This window comes from Vibrio scophthalmi LMG 19158 (genome assembly GCF_000222585.1).
Taxonomy (GTDB): Bacteria; Pseudomonadota; Gammaproteobacteria; order Enterobacterales; family Vibrionaceae; genus Vibrio; species Vibrio scophthalmi.
Genome location: NZ_AFWE01000212.1, coordinates 26328 through 40925, shown reverse-complemented (window position 1 = coordinate 40925; position 14598 = coordinate 26328). Strand labels below are relative to the sequence as shown.

12 protein-coding genes are annotated in these 14598 nt (G+C 45.2%); 8 read left to right on the top strand and 4 right to left on the bottom strand.

Translation table 11 applies throughout. The features are described from left to right. Positions 1 to 14: 14 nt before the first annotated feature. Positions 15 to 1052 (bottom strand): DUF3549 family protein, encoded by a 1038-nt coding sequence (locus RH88_RS18790; RefSeq protein ID WP_005598997.1) that lies wholly within the window; start codon positions 1050 to 1052, stop codon positions 15 to 17. Positions 1053 to 1128: 76 nt separating this feature from the next. On the opposite strand from RH88_RS18790, the gene RH88_RS18785 reads away from it, so the two are divergent. From RH88_RS18785 to RH88_RS18775, 3 genes are all read left to right on the top strand, one after another. Next, positions 1129 to 1443 carry a YqcC family protein gene (locus RH88_RS18785; RefSeq protein ID WP_005598995.1) on the top strand — a complete coding sequence of 105 codons (315 nt, stop codon included), beginning with the start codon at positions 1129 to 1131 and terminating at the stop codon, positions 1441 to 1443. Continuing rightward, positions 1444 to 2166: a tRNA pseudouridine(65) synthase TruC gene (gene truC / locus RH88_RS18780; protein ID WP_005598993.1), complete on the top strand. Its 723-nt coding sequence runs from the start codon at positions 1444 to 1446 to the stop codon at positions 2164 to 2166. It begins immediately after the preceding gene. Positions 2167 to 2486: 320 nt separating this feature from the next. Then, complete coding sequence (locus RH88_RS18775; protein ID WP_005598990.1) at positions 2487 to 5459, top strand: YncE family protein; 2973 nt, start codon at positions 2487 to 2489, stop codon at positions 5457 to 5459. A gap of 82 nt (positions 5460 to 5541) precedes the next feature. Here RH88_RS18775 and dxs read toward each other — a convergent pair whose 3' ends face one another. The 3 genes from dxs to xseB are packed head-to-tail and all read right to left on the bottom strand — an operon-like array spanning position 5542 to position 8575. Beyond that, positions 5542 to 7407 (bottom strand): 1-deoxy-D-xylulose-5-phosphate synthase, encoded by a 1866-nt coding sequence (gene dxs / locus RH88_RS18770; RefSeq protein WP_005598988.1) that lies wholly within the window; start codon positions 7405 to 7407, stop codon positions 5542 to 5544. A gap of 20 nt (positions 7408 to 7427) precedes the next feature. Continuing rightward, the gene (gene ispA, locus RH88_RS18765) at positions 7428 to 8312 is read right to left on the bottom strand and encodes a (2E,6E)-farnesyl diphosphate synthase (protein ID WP_005598987.1); all 885 of its coding nucleotides are present in this window, start codon (positions 8310 to 8312) and stop codon (positions 7428 to 7430) included. A gap of 20 nt (positions 8313 to 8332) precedes the next feature. Beyond that, entirely contained in the window at positions 8333 to 8575 is a 243-nt protein-coding gene (gene xseB, locus RH88_RS18760) for an exodeoxyribonuclease VII small subunit (protein ID WP_005598985.1), read from the bottom strand. A 297-nt stretch (positions 8576 to 8872) separates the two neighbouring features. Here xseB and pomA point away from each other — a divergent pair, with 297 nt between their 5' ends. The 5 genes from pomA (at position 8873) to RH88_RS18730 (ending at position 14597) form a co-directional block, all read left to right on the top strand. Then, the gene (gene pomA / locus RH88_RS18755) at positions 8873 to 9634 is read left to right on the top strand and encodes a flagellar motor protein PomA (protein WP_005598983.1); all 762 of its coding nucleotides are present in this window, start codon (positions 8873 to 8875) and stop codon (positions 9632 to 9634) included. A gap of 12 nt (positions 9635 to 9646) precedes the next feature. Continuing rightward, complete coding sequence (locus tag RH88_RS18750) at positions 9647 to 10594, top strand: flagellar motor protein MotB (RefSeq protein WP_005598981.1); 948 nt, start codon at positions 9647 to 9649, stop codon at positions 10592 to 10594. A gap of 162 nt (positions 10595 to 10756) precedes the next feature. Continuing rightward, the gene (thiI, locus tag RH88_RS18745; RefSeq protein ID WP_005598979.1) at positions 10757 to 12205 is read left to right on the top strand and encodes a tRNA uracil 4-sulfurtransferase ThiI; all 1449 of its coding nucleotides are present in this window, start codon (positions 10757 to 10759) and stop codon (positions 12203 to 12205) included. An 855-nt stretch (positions 12206 to 13060) separates the two neighbouring features. Further along, entirely contained in the window at positions 13061 to 13975 is a 915-nt protein-coding gene (locus tag RH88_RS18735) for a transcriptional regulator GcvA (protein ID WP_005598972.1), read from the top strand. Then, a complete protein-coding gene (locus RH88_RS18730; RefSeq protein ID WP_005598970.1) occupies positions 13965 to 14597 on the top strand; it encodes an alpha/beta family hydrolase in 633 nt (210 codons plus the stop codon). The genes RH88_RS18735 and RH88_RS18730 overlap by 11 nt, the downstream gene beginning before the upstream one ends. The last annotated feature ends 1 nt before the right edge of the window (position 14598 follow it).

Here is a 14598-nt window from a genome sequence, read left to right as displayed (position 1 = left end):
AGGTCTTCTCTTGCTTAAGCTTTGGTAGCTTGTTGCAGTTTTAACAGCGCATTAGCCAATTCTGGTGAAGGCGAAGAATGCAACAATGGCAAGAGCACCATACGCAGCTCAGGCAACATGACTAAATCTGCAAAAAGCTGATTGAAGAGTGCTTGGTTACCCGTTTGCGCTAAGCGGAGAAGAAATTGTTCGGCAGTCGTTGCATTGGCGAGTAAATGCCAGCAGCGGCCTGCAATGCCGATCAGAACTTCTTGGTGACTTAAACGTGGATGAGCCAGGATTGCGTCAATCAGTGGTGCAGAAATGGTGATGTCTGCTCCGGCAAGTGCGCGCGCATAAGCAGATAGCAAAAACAGATCGGGATTCTGACCGTCGATCTCAATGCGTGCAAGCTCAGCGATACGCGTAGCCAGTTTCTCTTTGATATCGACATGCTCAAGCGCCCCCAAGGTGGCATAGAGCGGTTCGTTGGGTAAGTGTTTGAGTGCCTTACGGAGCGATACGCCATTCTCTTCTTGGCCTAAACGGGCACACATATCTGTGATGCCTTGCAAACCGACAGTCTGCCATTTTTCCCAGCCGAGGCCGCCAGAGAAATAGTGTTGAGCATGTTCGTAGTATTGGCTGCATGGAAGATTTAATTCAGCACGAATCTGGCTGTGAAACACCGCCATTTTTTCTTCAGCAGGCTTAAACGTATAAGGATTATTCGCCAATTTTTGCTGTTGGTCTTCATTCATCTCTTGGTTTAAGCGTGTCCCCATTGCTTCTAATACATACTTAATGAAGTTGCCGACTTCTGTCTGCTTTAGCAAGCCGCGTTCATCGAGTTCAAACTTGAGAAACCAAATCCAAGGTTGCTTCGCTTCGTTCCAATAGGCAATCGCAAGGTGCGCTTTACGCTGTAAAGGATAAGGGTAGGGTTGCTGACCCTGTTCAATATCGGCAAAGGTTTGGTTTGAGATGGTTTTAATTCGACGTCCCAAATCAAAGATTTGGTAATTACAGCCGCTGTTTTTTAACAGTTCACTTAGAGTATGAATCGTATCCATGGAAGACTTTTCCTAACTTTCTTTCCCTTATAGATGGTACTCTATGCGCTATTTTCAAGGTTCTCGACAAAGATAAATGAAACAAGATATTCCTTTGCTCGCATTATTAGATGAGCTAGAGCTGCAAATGCGCACTCTAGGGTGTTGGCAACATGAAATGCCCTCCTCACAAGCATTGGCGAGTATAGAGCCTTTTGCGATTGATACTCTTGAGCCGCAGCAATGGTTGCAGTGGGTGTTTTTGCCGAAAATTCGCGCCATGATTAATGCTCAACAACCGCTGCCATCAGGATTCTCTATGGCCGCTTATTTTGAACAGAGCTGGCAGCAGCAGGCGCAATTCTCAGCGTTAATTGCGGTCATTCGCCGTATCGATCAAGAGGTCGCTTAGATGTTAGAAATCGTTTATCAGGACGAATATTTTATTGCGATTAATAAGCCAGCAGGCATGTTGGTGCATCGCAGTTGGCTCGATAAGCACGAAACGCAATTTGCTATGCAAACCTTGCGCGATCAAATTGGGCAGCATGTTTTTCCTTTACATCGACTAGATCGACCAACATCTGGTGTCTTAGTGTTTGGTTTATCGAGCGAGATTGCTGCGAAAATGATGCCCATCTTTGCCAACCATGAAATGAAGAAAACCTATCATGCGGTGGTACGCGGTTGGATAGAAGAGGGCGGGCGTCTTGATTACGCCTTGAAAGTCGATCTGGATAAAATTGCCGATAAATTCGCTAAGCAAGATCAAGAAGCGCAAGAAGCGATCACCGATTACCTTCCTTTGGCGAAAGTAGAAGTACCTCATTCCACGGGCAAGTTCCCAACGACGCGTTATAGCATGGTGGAATTGAGCCCTCTAACCGGACGTAAACACCAGCTACGTCGCCATATGGCTCATCTGCGTCACCCGATCGTCGGAGACACGACCCATGGTGAAGGTCGCCATAATCGCTTGTTCAATAATGTTTATGATTCGCATCGTTTGCTTTTGCATGCCTCATCGCTTGAATTTATTCATCCGTTTACGCAAGAGAAACTCACTATATCCGCCGGATTTGATCACACGTGGCACTCTTTGAGTGAGCAATTTAACTGGCCACTCCCACAGTAGTTTTGACTAGCCCAGCTTTGCTGGGTTTTTTTTGTTTATTTACCCCTTAGTGTTGCTCAATAGGTTGCAGTGCAAGCTATACACTGAAAAGTAATGACTAAGAAATATTTTGTTTCATTTTTGAGATGTTAATTCCTAATGCCATAAACAGTATGTATGAACGGTAAAAAACAATACTTCCAGTGAATAATTTCAACATAGAATTCGCACGCTATGAGATTTTGGCTATTTATCCTCGCCAAAATGAGTCGCGTATCTTCGGCCGAGATGCAGAAAATTCGATTTCTATTTGTTATCAATGATCCGTTGTGGAAGTTCTAATGATGAAAAAAACATTACTCTCTTGCTTGATTGGCGCCAGCATTGTCGGCTCTGTACCGAGTTTCGCTAATCAAGAAAATACATATTTTCAAAGCGTCTACCAAGATACCTACGAGCAAATTAATCAACGTATTGAAGCATTGCGACAACTGGCGATGAACGATGAAAATGTTATTGTTGAAGATGGTGTTCGCTACCTTGTCGTTAACGACTCTCGTTACAAGTTGAACAAAGACAACTATCTGCGATTTGAGGCAACATTCCCTAATTTTTATGATGAAACGACCTTCCGTAATGTATTTGATTTTCTAGATTCATCTTGGGAGTTAACTTGGTACGAAGGCGGTATGATCGCCGTTAATAAAACCTTCGGCAATTACGATTGGGATCAAGGCTGTCTTTTAGAATATGTCCCGAATGGATTTATTGGGAACTCTGGTGTCGAGCGAGTATTGATGGAAACCGATACTTGCTCATTAAACGATTTTAATAAAGAAGTCGCTTTCATTACGAAGCCTGAAAAGATCGAATTAACAGATTTTGAGCAAAATGGCTTTGAAGTGACGGCAGTGGATACTTATCAAAATCGCCTTTACGTGACACATTCAAAAGGTGGTGAAGGTACCGTTAGTATTTATGACCTTGCAAGCCAAGCGCTGCTAGGCACTATTGATGGTTATGAAAAAGACGGGGTACATCATGCTTATAACGTTATTACCGAGCTGAATGTCCATGATGATAAGCTGTATGTATCTTCACTCTCTGCAAACCGCGTCGATATCTTCGATTTAACCAATGACCATGCCCATGTAATGTCTTTGGGTACTGGTGAATGGAATGGCGAAAATGCGATTGTTCATGCGCAAGCTTCGGCGGCAAACCAAGACTACGTATTTGTTTCTGATGCGATGGGCATCAATGTCTACCGTCAGCAAGATGCGACACCTGAAAATCATGGTCAATTAGGACGCTATGCTTCACTGCGCTTTGGGAATGGCCAAGATACCTACCGCAAAGTGCAAATGCATGTGATTGGCGATTATTTGATTGCCAATGTGATGGGGCGAGAATATTACATCTATGATATTACGCAAATTGAAAACAGTGTTGCTACACCACTGGAGCCAGTTAAGGTAGTCAGTAGCGCGATTCAAAAAATGGCTCTACTTAACGATAGCTTAATGGTGAGTGAGCACTCGAAGTTACGCTTCCAAGCGGTCGATGATTTCATTGCTAATGATTTCCAGTTCAGCGAAACGGCGCAAACCATCGAGCAAATCAGCGGCACTTCGGTGGGCAACCATCGTGATATCGCCCTTACTGATCAGTACATGGTATTGGCAAATGATGAGGCTTTAAGTATTGCTCGTCATCAGAATAAGGCGATTCAATTTGTCGCGGACAAGAGTGTTGAAACCAGTAAAATTAGCTTCGACTCTATACCAGCAATGTCGGTCAGTAAAATTTTACAGAATGATGAAAGCTACGACACGTTAATCAATGAAGACCTTCGTTCAGTTCGCGTGAATTCATTGGTAAAAACAGAGCTGCTTGATCACGATATGATTAAGATCACCAGCTATGTGGCACAAGACCTCACTGACATTAATATTGAAATGCGTTTCAACGGATTAAATAAGTGGTTTACGTTAGGTAATTTCGATCGTATTCCAGCATTTACTCAGATCATTTTACCTTTGTCGGCGTTTGGCGATCAGTATCAATTCAATAGCGCTAATCGTGATGGCGTGTTCGATTTAAGTGAGTTTGTTGATAGTGGATTGGATATCAAAGCTGCGCTAACCACTCGTTTTTCGTCTGATACCGATAAGTTTGCTCAGGTATTGACCAGTTTAAAACCAAGTTGGAACCTTGTGTTCGCGCCGGACTGGGGGGGGAACTGGCGCTCGATTAACGGTCTGTATGCGCGTGAGTGGATTGTTATTATGACTAACTTCGCTTACATGATGTCGCAGGAAGAGTTCAAGCATTTGTGGTTTAACTTCAATACGGTGTTTGGCCACGATATGTCGGGCCCGAACAGCCAAGAAGATGTGTTTACCGCCGAAGAGTACCAACACTACTACGATGGTATGCTTGCACGTGACAAGATCCAGTTGGGCGTTGTGAACTATGGTGGTTTGGGGGGCTTATCGGGGTATGGCGTCTTTACTCCGACATTCTATTCACACTATTACGGTGAATGGGAAATCGTGCCGCACGAATTTGGCCATGGTTCAGACGGTAAAACCTTTTTCCCAGATGGTTCAAGTTTTGCTGCAAGTTGGTTTGGTTGGCAGCCGTTTATGCATGCGTTAGGTAACTACCATATTCGTAAAGGTGACTTACCGTATATGGACGACAAAATCAGCGGTTTCTTTAAAGAGGAAAATGCCGCTTATCGCTATGATCCGATTCAAGATTGGCGTCGTACCTACCGCGCAGATACGCACATGAACACTGTTGATACTTACTTCATGAGTTTCTCGACGATGCCGCAAGGATGGTTTGAAAATAATAGCACCTTTGATTTGAATCAATTGAGTAAGCAAGAACGTTTAATCTTGGCGCGCTTCAATGTGGAGGGCAACAGTGAGTATGCTTGTCGTTTCAATTTTGTTGATGGTGATGACAGTGTCGTACTTTATGGCCATGTGAAACAAGACGAGAATGGTGACCGTACCTGTATCGGTGGTGATGCGCTTTATTTCCAAAAATCAGATGGTAGTAAAGCTGAGATTGTCTCGCCTCTCAACCAATTTGATTGGTTATCCCTGCATAAGCCTGAGTCTCACGGCGAGCCTGTTGTGGATAGTCAAGGAGCGACATTGTGCAGCACTTATCATGCTGAATTTTACGGCATGGGCTATCAAACCGAATTGGGCCAATGTGTACAAGATGAACGCGTTCGTGTTCAAAATGGAAACCACTGGCTGCTAGGTTCTCACGTAAGTAGCTATTTCTATAACTAATTCTATAGAGTATAAAAAAGCCCTCGAGAGAGGGCTTTTTGAATTTGGCAGCTTAACGAAGGAATCGAGTCACTTGGCTTGGTTATTTCGCCAAATAGTCACGGATGGCTTGTTCAATACCTTGAGCATCTAAGCCAAGTTCTGCGTACAGTTCTTCTTGAGTACCTTGCGGCACAAAGTAGTCCGGCAAACCAAGGTTCAATACTGGTTTGAGGATCTTCTCGTGCATCATGTATTCAATCACACCTGCGCCAGCACCGCCAGCAATGGCATTTTCTTCGATCGTTACTAGTACGTCGTGATCGGCGGCAAGCTGTTTAATCAAATCATGATCGAGAGGCTTTGCAAAGCGCATATCTGCGACCGTAGCATTCAGTGCTTTGGCTGCTTCAAGTGCGTTTGGCATGAAAGTACCGAAGTTTAGAATCGCTACTTTTTCACCTTGACGAACCAAACGACCTTTACCTATTTCAAGTGCGGTAAACTCAGTTTCAATGTCGGTACCCATACCGCTACCACGTGGGTAACGTACCGCACTTGGACCAGTGTGAATATGACCGGTGTAGAGCATTTGACGACACTCATTTTCGTCACTTGGTGTCATGATCACCATATTAGGAATGCAGCGCATAAAGCTAATATCAAACGCACCTTGGTGAGTTTGACCATCAGCGCCAACCAAGCCCGCACGGTCAATGGCGAACATCACAGGCAAGTCCATGATCGCTACGTCGTGGATCAATTGATCATAACCGCGTTGTAAGAACGTTGAGTAAATAGCCACAATCGGGCGGTTGCCTGCAATCGCCATACCTGTTGCTAGTGTTACGGCATGTTGCTCAGCAATCGCTACGTCAAAATATTGCTCAGGGAACTCTTTAGAGAAGCGCACCATGCCTGAACCTTCACGCATTGCTGGCGTAATCGCCATCAACTTAGGATCTTGCGCGGCCATATCACACAGGAAATCGCCGAAAATCTTAGAGAAAGTCGGTTTGCTGCTGGTGCTCTTTGGCAAGCTCGAATGGCTTGGATCGAATTTTGGTACGCCATGATAACCAATCGGATCTTTCTCCGCTGGCTCATAGCCTTTACCTTTTTTGGTCATAATGTGCAGAAATTGCGGGCCTTTAAGTTCACGCATATTCTTGAGCGTTTTCACTAACTCAATCACATCATGGCCATCCACTGGGCCGATATAGTTAAAACCAAGCTCTTCAAATAAAGTGCCCGGGATCATCATGCCTTTTAGGTGTTCTTCTGTACGTCGTACCAACTCTTTGATTGGTGGTACTCCTGAAAGTACGCGTTTGCCACCTTCTCGAATTGAGGTATAAAAGTTACCCGATAGCAGTTGTGCAAGGTGGTTATTCAATGCACCGACGTTCTCAGAAATCGACATCTCGTTGTCGTTGAGGATCACCAACATATCTGGATGAATGTCACCGGCATGGTTCATCGCTTCAAAGGCCATACCTGCGGTAATTGCACCATCACCAATGACACTAACAACTTTACGATTCTGCGCTTCTTTGTGAGCACTGATCGCCATGCCAAGTGCTGCGCTAATCGATGTTGATGAGTGGCCGACAGAAAGCGTGTCGTATTCGCTTTCACCACGCCATGGGAACGGGTGCAGCCCGCCTTTTTGGCGAATGGTTGGCATCTGCTCACGGCGACCGGTCAGAATTTTGTGTGGGTATGCTTGGTGGCCTACGTCCCAAATAAGTTGATCAAACGGGGTTTTATAGACGTAGTGAAGCGCCACGGTTAATTCAACCGTGCCTAACCCTGATGCCAAGTGACCACTCGACTGGCTCACAGAGTTCAAAAGATAGGTGCGTAGCTCATCACATAGCTTGGGCAGCACATCTTTCGGTAGGCTGCGCAGCTCATCAGGCGTATTTGCCAGTGCCAGTGTTGGGTACTTTGATATATCAAGAGTCATAGTATTGCGCGCTTATAGTGTTAATTTTTGCGCTCGATGACGTATCGGGCGAACTCTTCTAGTAATCGGGTATTGTAGGGGATCGCTTGCAAAGCTTGAAGCGCTTCCTCTAATAGATTGTTAGCTTTATTTACAGCACCCTCTAATCCTAGCAAAGCCGGGTAGGTACTTTTATTTAATTCTTGGTCCGAGCCTTGTGGTTTACCAAGGGTTTCTGTGTCGCCGATGATATCTAAAATATCGTCTTGTACTTGGAATGCTAAACCGATGGCATCGGCGTATTTATCCAGTAAAGGCAATACTTCAACGCCTTTTTCACCAGCGGCGAGTGCGCCTAAACGAATCGCACATTTCATCAATGCGCCAGTCTTATTACGGTGAATTTCTTCCAACTCACTCAAGCTGACCAAACGATTTTCCGCTTGCAGGTCAAGCGACTGACCCATACACATGCCGGCTGCGCCAGAGGCTTGTGCCAGCACTTGTACCATTTTAATACGTTGTGCTTCGGCGATCGGATTAAGTTGACCTTCAGCCAAAATGGTAAAAGCCATCGTTTGCAGTGCATCGCCAGTTAAAATCGCGGTCGCTTCGTCAAATTTGATATGGCAAGTCATTTGGCCACGACGCAGTTCGTCGTCGTCCATCGCGGGCAAGTCATCGTGAATCAGCGAGTAAGCATGAATGCATTCAACGGCGGAGGCTGGCGTATCGAGATGCTCGACGTCACAACCTAGCATTTGCCCTGTGATATAGACTAAAAATGGACGTGCACGTTTTCCGCCTAGTAAAAGGCCGTAACGCATCGCTTCAATCAGCGTTTGATTTTGATGTGGATATTGCTCTAGCCACCATTCGAGTTGCTGGCTATTTCGTTGTTGAAACGATGTTAATGCTTCAAGCATACAGTAATCTTCTAACGGTATTATTCAGGCTGAGAGGAAAAATCAGATAACGGTGCGTCATCGTCATTTTGCAATAAGATGCTAACGCGCTGCTCGGCGTCATTCAGTTTGCTTTGGCCTGCACGAGCTAAAGAGATGCCACGCTCAAATTTCTTCAGCGCATCATCCAGCGCTAAATCTCCATTTTCTAAGTCTTCAACGATGGTATCTAACTCGTCAATGGTCGCCTCAAAGGTCATATTTTCAGGTTTCTTGCTCGCCATAATATTTCTAGATTAGGAAAGATGCACGAAAGTTACCTTAGCCGCTAATGATGGTCAAATTTAACCGCGGAAAATTGTGGTAAAAATCGAGCTTAAACAGGGTTAATGTCGCATTAAAAACGGCTTATGACTGTTGGTGTTGAGTATCAATTTGGTTACAGAACGCTACTCGCGCAACAAAAGTAACCATTCATTTGGGGAGAATGTGAGTGTGATACCAATAAAAAGCTAAAGATTCACAACCGCAGCCGATATAATTCCAGAGAAAGTTTAAAAGGTTAGCATGAGGAGTGCTTTGTGGATTTAGCAACGCTAATTGGACTCATTGGCGGTTTCGCATTCGTTATTATGGCGATGCTACTAGGCGGAAGCCTAGGGATGTTCGTCGATACTACGTCTATCTTAATCGTAATTGGCGGTTCTTCTTTTATTGTGTTGATGAAGTTCACCGCGGGGCAATTCTTTGGCGCAGCAAAAATTGCTGGCAAAGCATTCATGTTTAAAACCGATGAGCCAGAAGATCTGATTGCTAAGATTGTCGAAATGGCGGATGCCGCGCGTAAAGGTGGTTTCTTAGCACTTGAAGAGATGGAAATTACCAACAGCTTCATGCAAAAAGGCATCGACTTACTGGTTGATGGCCATGATGCTGACGTGGTGCGTTCGGCACTGCAAAAAGATATCGCGTTAACGGACGAGCGTCATGAGAAAGGCACTAGCGTATTTAAAGCCTATGGTGATGTTGCCCCCGCGATGGGGATGATCGGTACTTTGGTGGGTCTTGTTGCGATGCTTTCCAACATGGACGACCCGAAGTCGATTGGTCCAGCAATGGCGGTGGCACTTTTAACCACACTCTACGGTGCGGTATTGTCTAACATGGTGTTCTTCCCGATTGCCGATAAATTGTCACTGCGTCGTGAACAAGAAAAACTCAATCGTCGTTTGATCATGGATGGCGTGCTGGCAATTCAAGATGGCCAAAACCCACGCGTGATTGATAGCTACCTGAAAAATTACCTCAATGAAGGCAAACGAGCCATCGACGTGGACGGTTAGTAAGGAATCGCTATGGATGATGAGAACGACTGTAAATGTCCCCCACCGGGTGCCCCGTTATGGATGACGACATTTTCAGACTTAATGACGCTGCTAATGTGTTTCTTCGTACTGCTGTTGTCATTTTCAGAGATGGACGTACTGAAGTTTAAACAAATCGCGGGTTCGATGAAGTTCGCTTTCGGTGTACAGAATCGACTAGAAGTGAAAGATATTCCTAAAGGCACCAGCATTATCGCTCAGGAATTCCGCCCTGGTCGCCCAGAGCCGACGCCGATCGATGTGATTATGCAGCAGACCATCGACATTACTCAGCAGACGCTAGAGTTTCATGAAGGTGAGTCAGATCGTGCTGGTGGCACCCAACGTGAGAAAGGTAAATTGACCGGTGGCCAATCACCAGAAACGTCAACCAAAGACAATCAGAATACCGAATCAGATAAAGAACAATCGCAAGAATCTGAGATGTCGCAAGAGATGGAGACCTTGTCTGAAGCGCTGAAAAAAGCGTTAGAACGCGAGATCAAAGATGGTGCAATTGAAGTCGAAAACCTCGGTCAACAGATTGTGATTCGAATTCGTGAGAAAGGGGCATTCCCAGCCGGTTCTGCGTTCTTGCAACCTAAGTTCCGTCCGTTGGTGCGTCAAGTGGCTGAGTTGGTCAAGGATGTTCCGGGGATCGTTCGCGTTTCAGGTCATACCGACAATCAACGTTTGGATTCGGAACTGTATCGTTCAAATTGGGATCTCTCCGCGCAGCGTGCGGTGTCTGTCGCACAAGAGATGGAGAAGGTCCGTGGTTTTTCTCATCAGCGCTTACGCGTTCGTGGCATGGCCGATACGGAACCGTTAGGGCCTAATGATACTGAACTACAACGTTCGAAAAACCGTCGGGTTGAGATCAGTATTATGCAAGGTGAACCGCTCTATAGCGACGAAGTTCCCGCTATCGGTCACTAATAAATGACTAAACTAAAAAGACGAGCATCACGCTCGTCTTTTTTATGCTCTTTTCATCATGTATAATCCGCGCCCTTAGGATCTCTATACTGTGATGCTCGTGAATAAACGGCCGGTATATTGATGATGATTGCGAACAACTGTTAACCAGTGAAGTGAAGTATGAAATTTATTGTAAAACCTCATCCAGAAATTTTTGTAAAAAGTGAATCGGTGCGAAAACGCTTCACAAAGATTCTTGAAGGGAACATTCGCAACATTATCAGAAACCGTACTTCGGCTGTTGCGGTATTTAACCGTCGCGACCACATTGAAGTCACGTCAGAGAGCGATCAGTACTACAAAGAAGTACTAGAAATCCTGACACACACACCAGGCATTCATCATGTACTGGAAGTGAAGCAGTCAGAATTTACCGATTTACACAATATCTATGAGCAAGTGCTAGAACTTAGCGGCCCATTGGTAGAAAACAAAACGTTTGTGGTACGTGCTAAACGTCGTGGTCAACATGACTTTACCTCTATCGAACTAGAGCGTTATGTTGGTGGCGGTCTAAACCAAGCCGTTGCAACTGCAAAAGTGAAACTGAAATCGCCAGATGTGACGATTAAAGTAGAAGTAGACCACGATAAACTGAACCAGATCCTTGCGCGTCATAAAGGCCTAGGTGGTTTCCCTCTAGGGACACAAGAAGATCTATTGAGCCTGATTTCAGGTGGTTTCGACTCAGGCGTTTCGAGCTACCTGCACATTAAACGTGGTTCAAAAGTGCACTACTGTTTCTTCAATCTTGGTGGCCCTGCACACGAGATTGGTGTTAAACAAGTCGCGCATTACCTATGGAACAAATATGGCTCATCAGCCAAAGTGCGTTTCATCTCAGTGGACTTTGATCCTGTTGTTGCTGAAATCCTTGAAAAAGTCGATGACGGCCAAATGGGCGTTATCCTGAAGCGCATGTTTATGCGTGCGGCAGGTATGATTGCTGAGAAGTATGATATTCAAGCGCTTGTGACAGGTGAAGCTCTAGGCCAAGTATCAAGCCAAACGCTAACCAACCTCCGTCATATTGATAACGTGACAGATACCTTGATTCTACGTCCTCTTATCAACTGGGATAAAGAAGACATCATCAACGTTGCGCGTGATATTGGTACCGAAGATTTTGCAAAAACGATGCCTGAATACTGTGGTGTTATTTCTAAAAAGCCAACAGTGAAAGCGGTGAAATCGAAGCTAGAAGCTGAAGAAGCGAAATTTGACTTTGATATCCTAGAGCGTGTTGTTCTTGAAGCGCGCAGCATGGATATCCGTGAAATTGCGAAACAAACGGAAGAAGCGGTTCCTGAAGTTGAGCAAGTTCAAGCGGTTGAAGAGAATGCTGTTGTGCTTGATATTCGTAGCCCAGATGAAGAAGACGAGAGCCCACTTGAGATTGATGGTGTTGAAGTAAAACACCTACCGTTCTACAAGCTAGGCACTCAGTTTGGTGATCTTGACCAGAGTAAGACCTACCTTCTTTACTGTGAGCGCGGTGTAATGAGCCGTCTGCAAGCGCTTTACTTGCAAGAGCAAGGCTTTGCTAACGTGAAAGTTTACCGTCCATAGCCAGAGGCGAACGACGTTAGTGTTGGTGCATTGTTAGTGCATCCATGACTGAGAATAAAGGCGCAAATCGTTGATTCGGTTTGCGCTTTTTTGTTTTTGTGGGAATTGAGAAGAGAGAAAAGCGAGAGGTGAGAAAGCAAGAGGCGAGAGACGAGAAAAGAAAAGCGAGATTCCCTATCACGCTCGTGCCTCGCTGTAGGGAATGACGAGGCAAGGTTTTGTTAGGTTGTTAGCCAATAATATACGAATGTCGTCATTCCCTAGACTGACGAAGGAAGGAGTAGGGAATCTTTATGCTGAGAGGTATTGAGGAAAGTGGCGCGGGAGTCAAGGTTCAAGAAGCGAGAAAAGCGAGATCCCCTATCACGCTCGTGCCTCGCGGTAGGGAATGACGAGGTGGGGTTTTGTTTGGTTGTTAGCCAATAATATACGAACGTCGTCATTCCCTAGACTGACAAGGAAGGAGTAGGGAATCTTTATGCTGAATGAGAGATATAGAAGCGAGAATAAAGAGGCGAGAAGCGAGAATAGAGAGCCGAGAGTGAATTTTAGGCATAAAAAAACACCGCCTATAGGCGGTGCGAAAAAATTTGACAGACAGGTCAAAATAAATACAGGAAGTATACGTTTCGTCTCTGGGATTGATGAGACAAAACCATGGTAGAAATTCTACCCAACTCGAAATACGAGTTTGCAAACACAACATCGCAACAACAAAGCCAATTGATTTCAAAGAAACCAAGCCGTTCAGGCTTGTATTGCGAGACGAAATATAGAATTTCTCTGGTCGTCAGGCAATGGACATTTTATAATGTTTCAGATTAAAAAAACTAATCCAATTTATTGAAGGCGCCTATGTCCAGAAGATTACCCCCTTTGAACTCGTTGAAGGTATTTGAAGCCGCGGCTCGCCACTTGAGCTTTACTCGTGCGGCAGAGGAATTATTTGTGACGCAGGCAGCAGTTAGCCATCAAATCAAGGCGTTAGAAGAGTTTCTTAGCTTGAAGTTATTCCGCCGTCGTAACCGTTCATTGTTGTTGACGGAGGAAGGGCAAAGTTACTTTCTCGACATCAAAGACATTTTTACTTCATTAGCTGAAGCGACAGATAAAGTGCTTGAGCGCAGTGAAAAAGGCGCACTAACCATTAGTTTGCCGCCGAGTTTTGCGATTCAATGGTTGGTTCCTCGCTTAGCGGATTTTAATCAGCAAGAACCAGATATTGATGTACGCATTAAAGCCGTTGATATGGATGAAGGTTCATTAACTGATGATGTGGATGTGGCGATTTATTATGGACGAGGTAATTGGCCGGGATTACGAGCCGATAAACTTTACCAAGAGTTTCTTATCCCACTGTGTTCGCCGTCACTATTATTAGGCGCTAAGCCATTAGAAGAATTAGGTGATCTGAAAAACCATACCTTATTGCACGATACGTCACGTAAAGATTGGAAGCATTTTGCTAAATTTCATGGTGTTGAGGGCGTGAATTTAAATCATGGACCAATTTTTAGCCACTCAACCATGGTGCTACAGGCGGCGGCGCATGGCCAAGGTGTTGCGTTAGGCAATAACGTATTAGCGCAGCCTGAATTGGAAGCGGGTCGTTTGATTGCACCGTTTGATGAAGTATTGGTGTCAAAAAATGCATTTTATGTGGTCTGCAATGAGAAACAGGCTGATATGGGCCGAATTGCGACCTTCCGCGATTGGATGCTAGCGAAAGCACACAGCGAGCAAGAGGAATTATTGGAAGATGACGAATAAGGTAATTATTGATGGCGCTGAGAATGCGCCGCTGTTCATTTTTGCCCATGGCGCCGGAGCGGGAATGGATCATGCCTTCATGCAGCAAGTCGCTACGGGGCTGGTTGAAAAAGGCATTCGCGTAGTACGCTTTAATTTTCCTTATATGGTGCAACGCGCTGAACTCGGTACCAAACGCCCACCCGATCGTGCGCCTAAATTACTCGAAACCTTTGAGCAGATCATCGCACAATACACCGATAAACCGGTAGTGATTGGCGGTAAGTCGATGGGCGGGCGCATGGCGAGCTTATTGAGCGAGCATCCTTTGGTTGCGGGTATTGCTTGTTTAGGTTTCCCTTTCCACCCTCCGGGCAAACCTGAAAAATTTAAAGGTGAACACTTAGCGACGTTGAACAAGCCGTGTCTGATTCTCCAAGGTGAACGTGACACTTTTGGAACTCGTGATGAGCTTGAACAGTTTGATTTAGCCCCGAGTGTACGCAGTAGCTTTATTCCTGATGGCGATCATGGCTTCAAGCCGCGTAAACGATCGGGGTTTACTGAGCAGGGTAATATTGATTTAGCGGTTGAAAGATTGAGTCAGTATATTTTTGAACTCTACGATACGGCCGAGGAGTAGT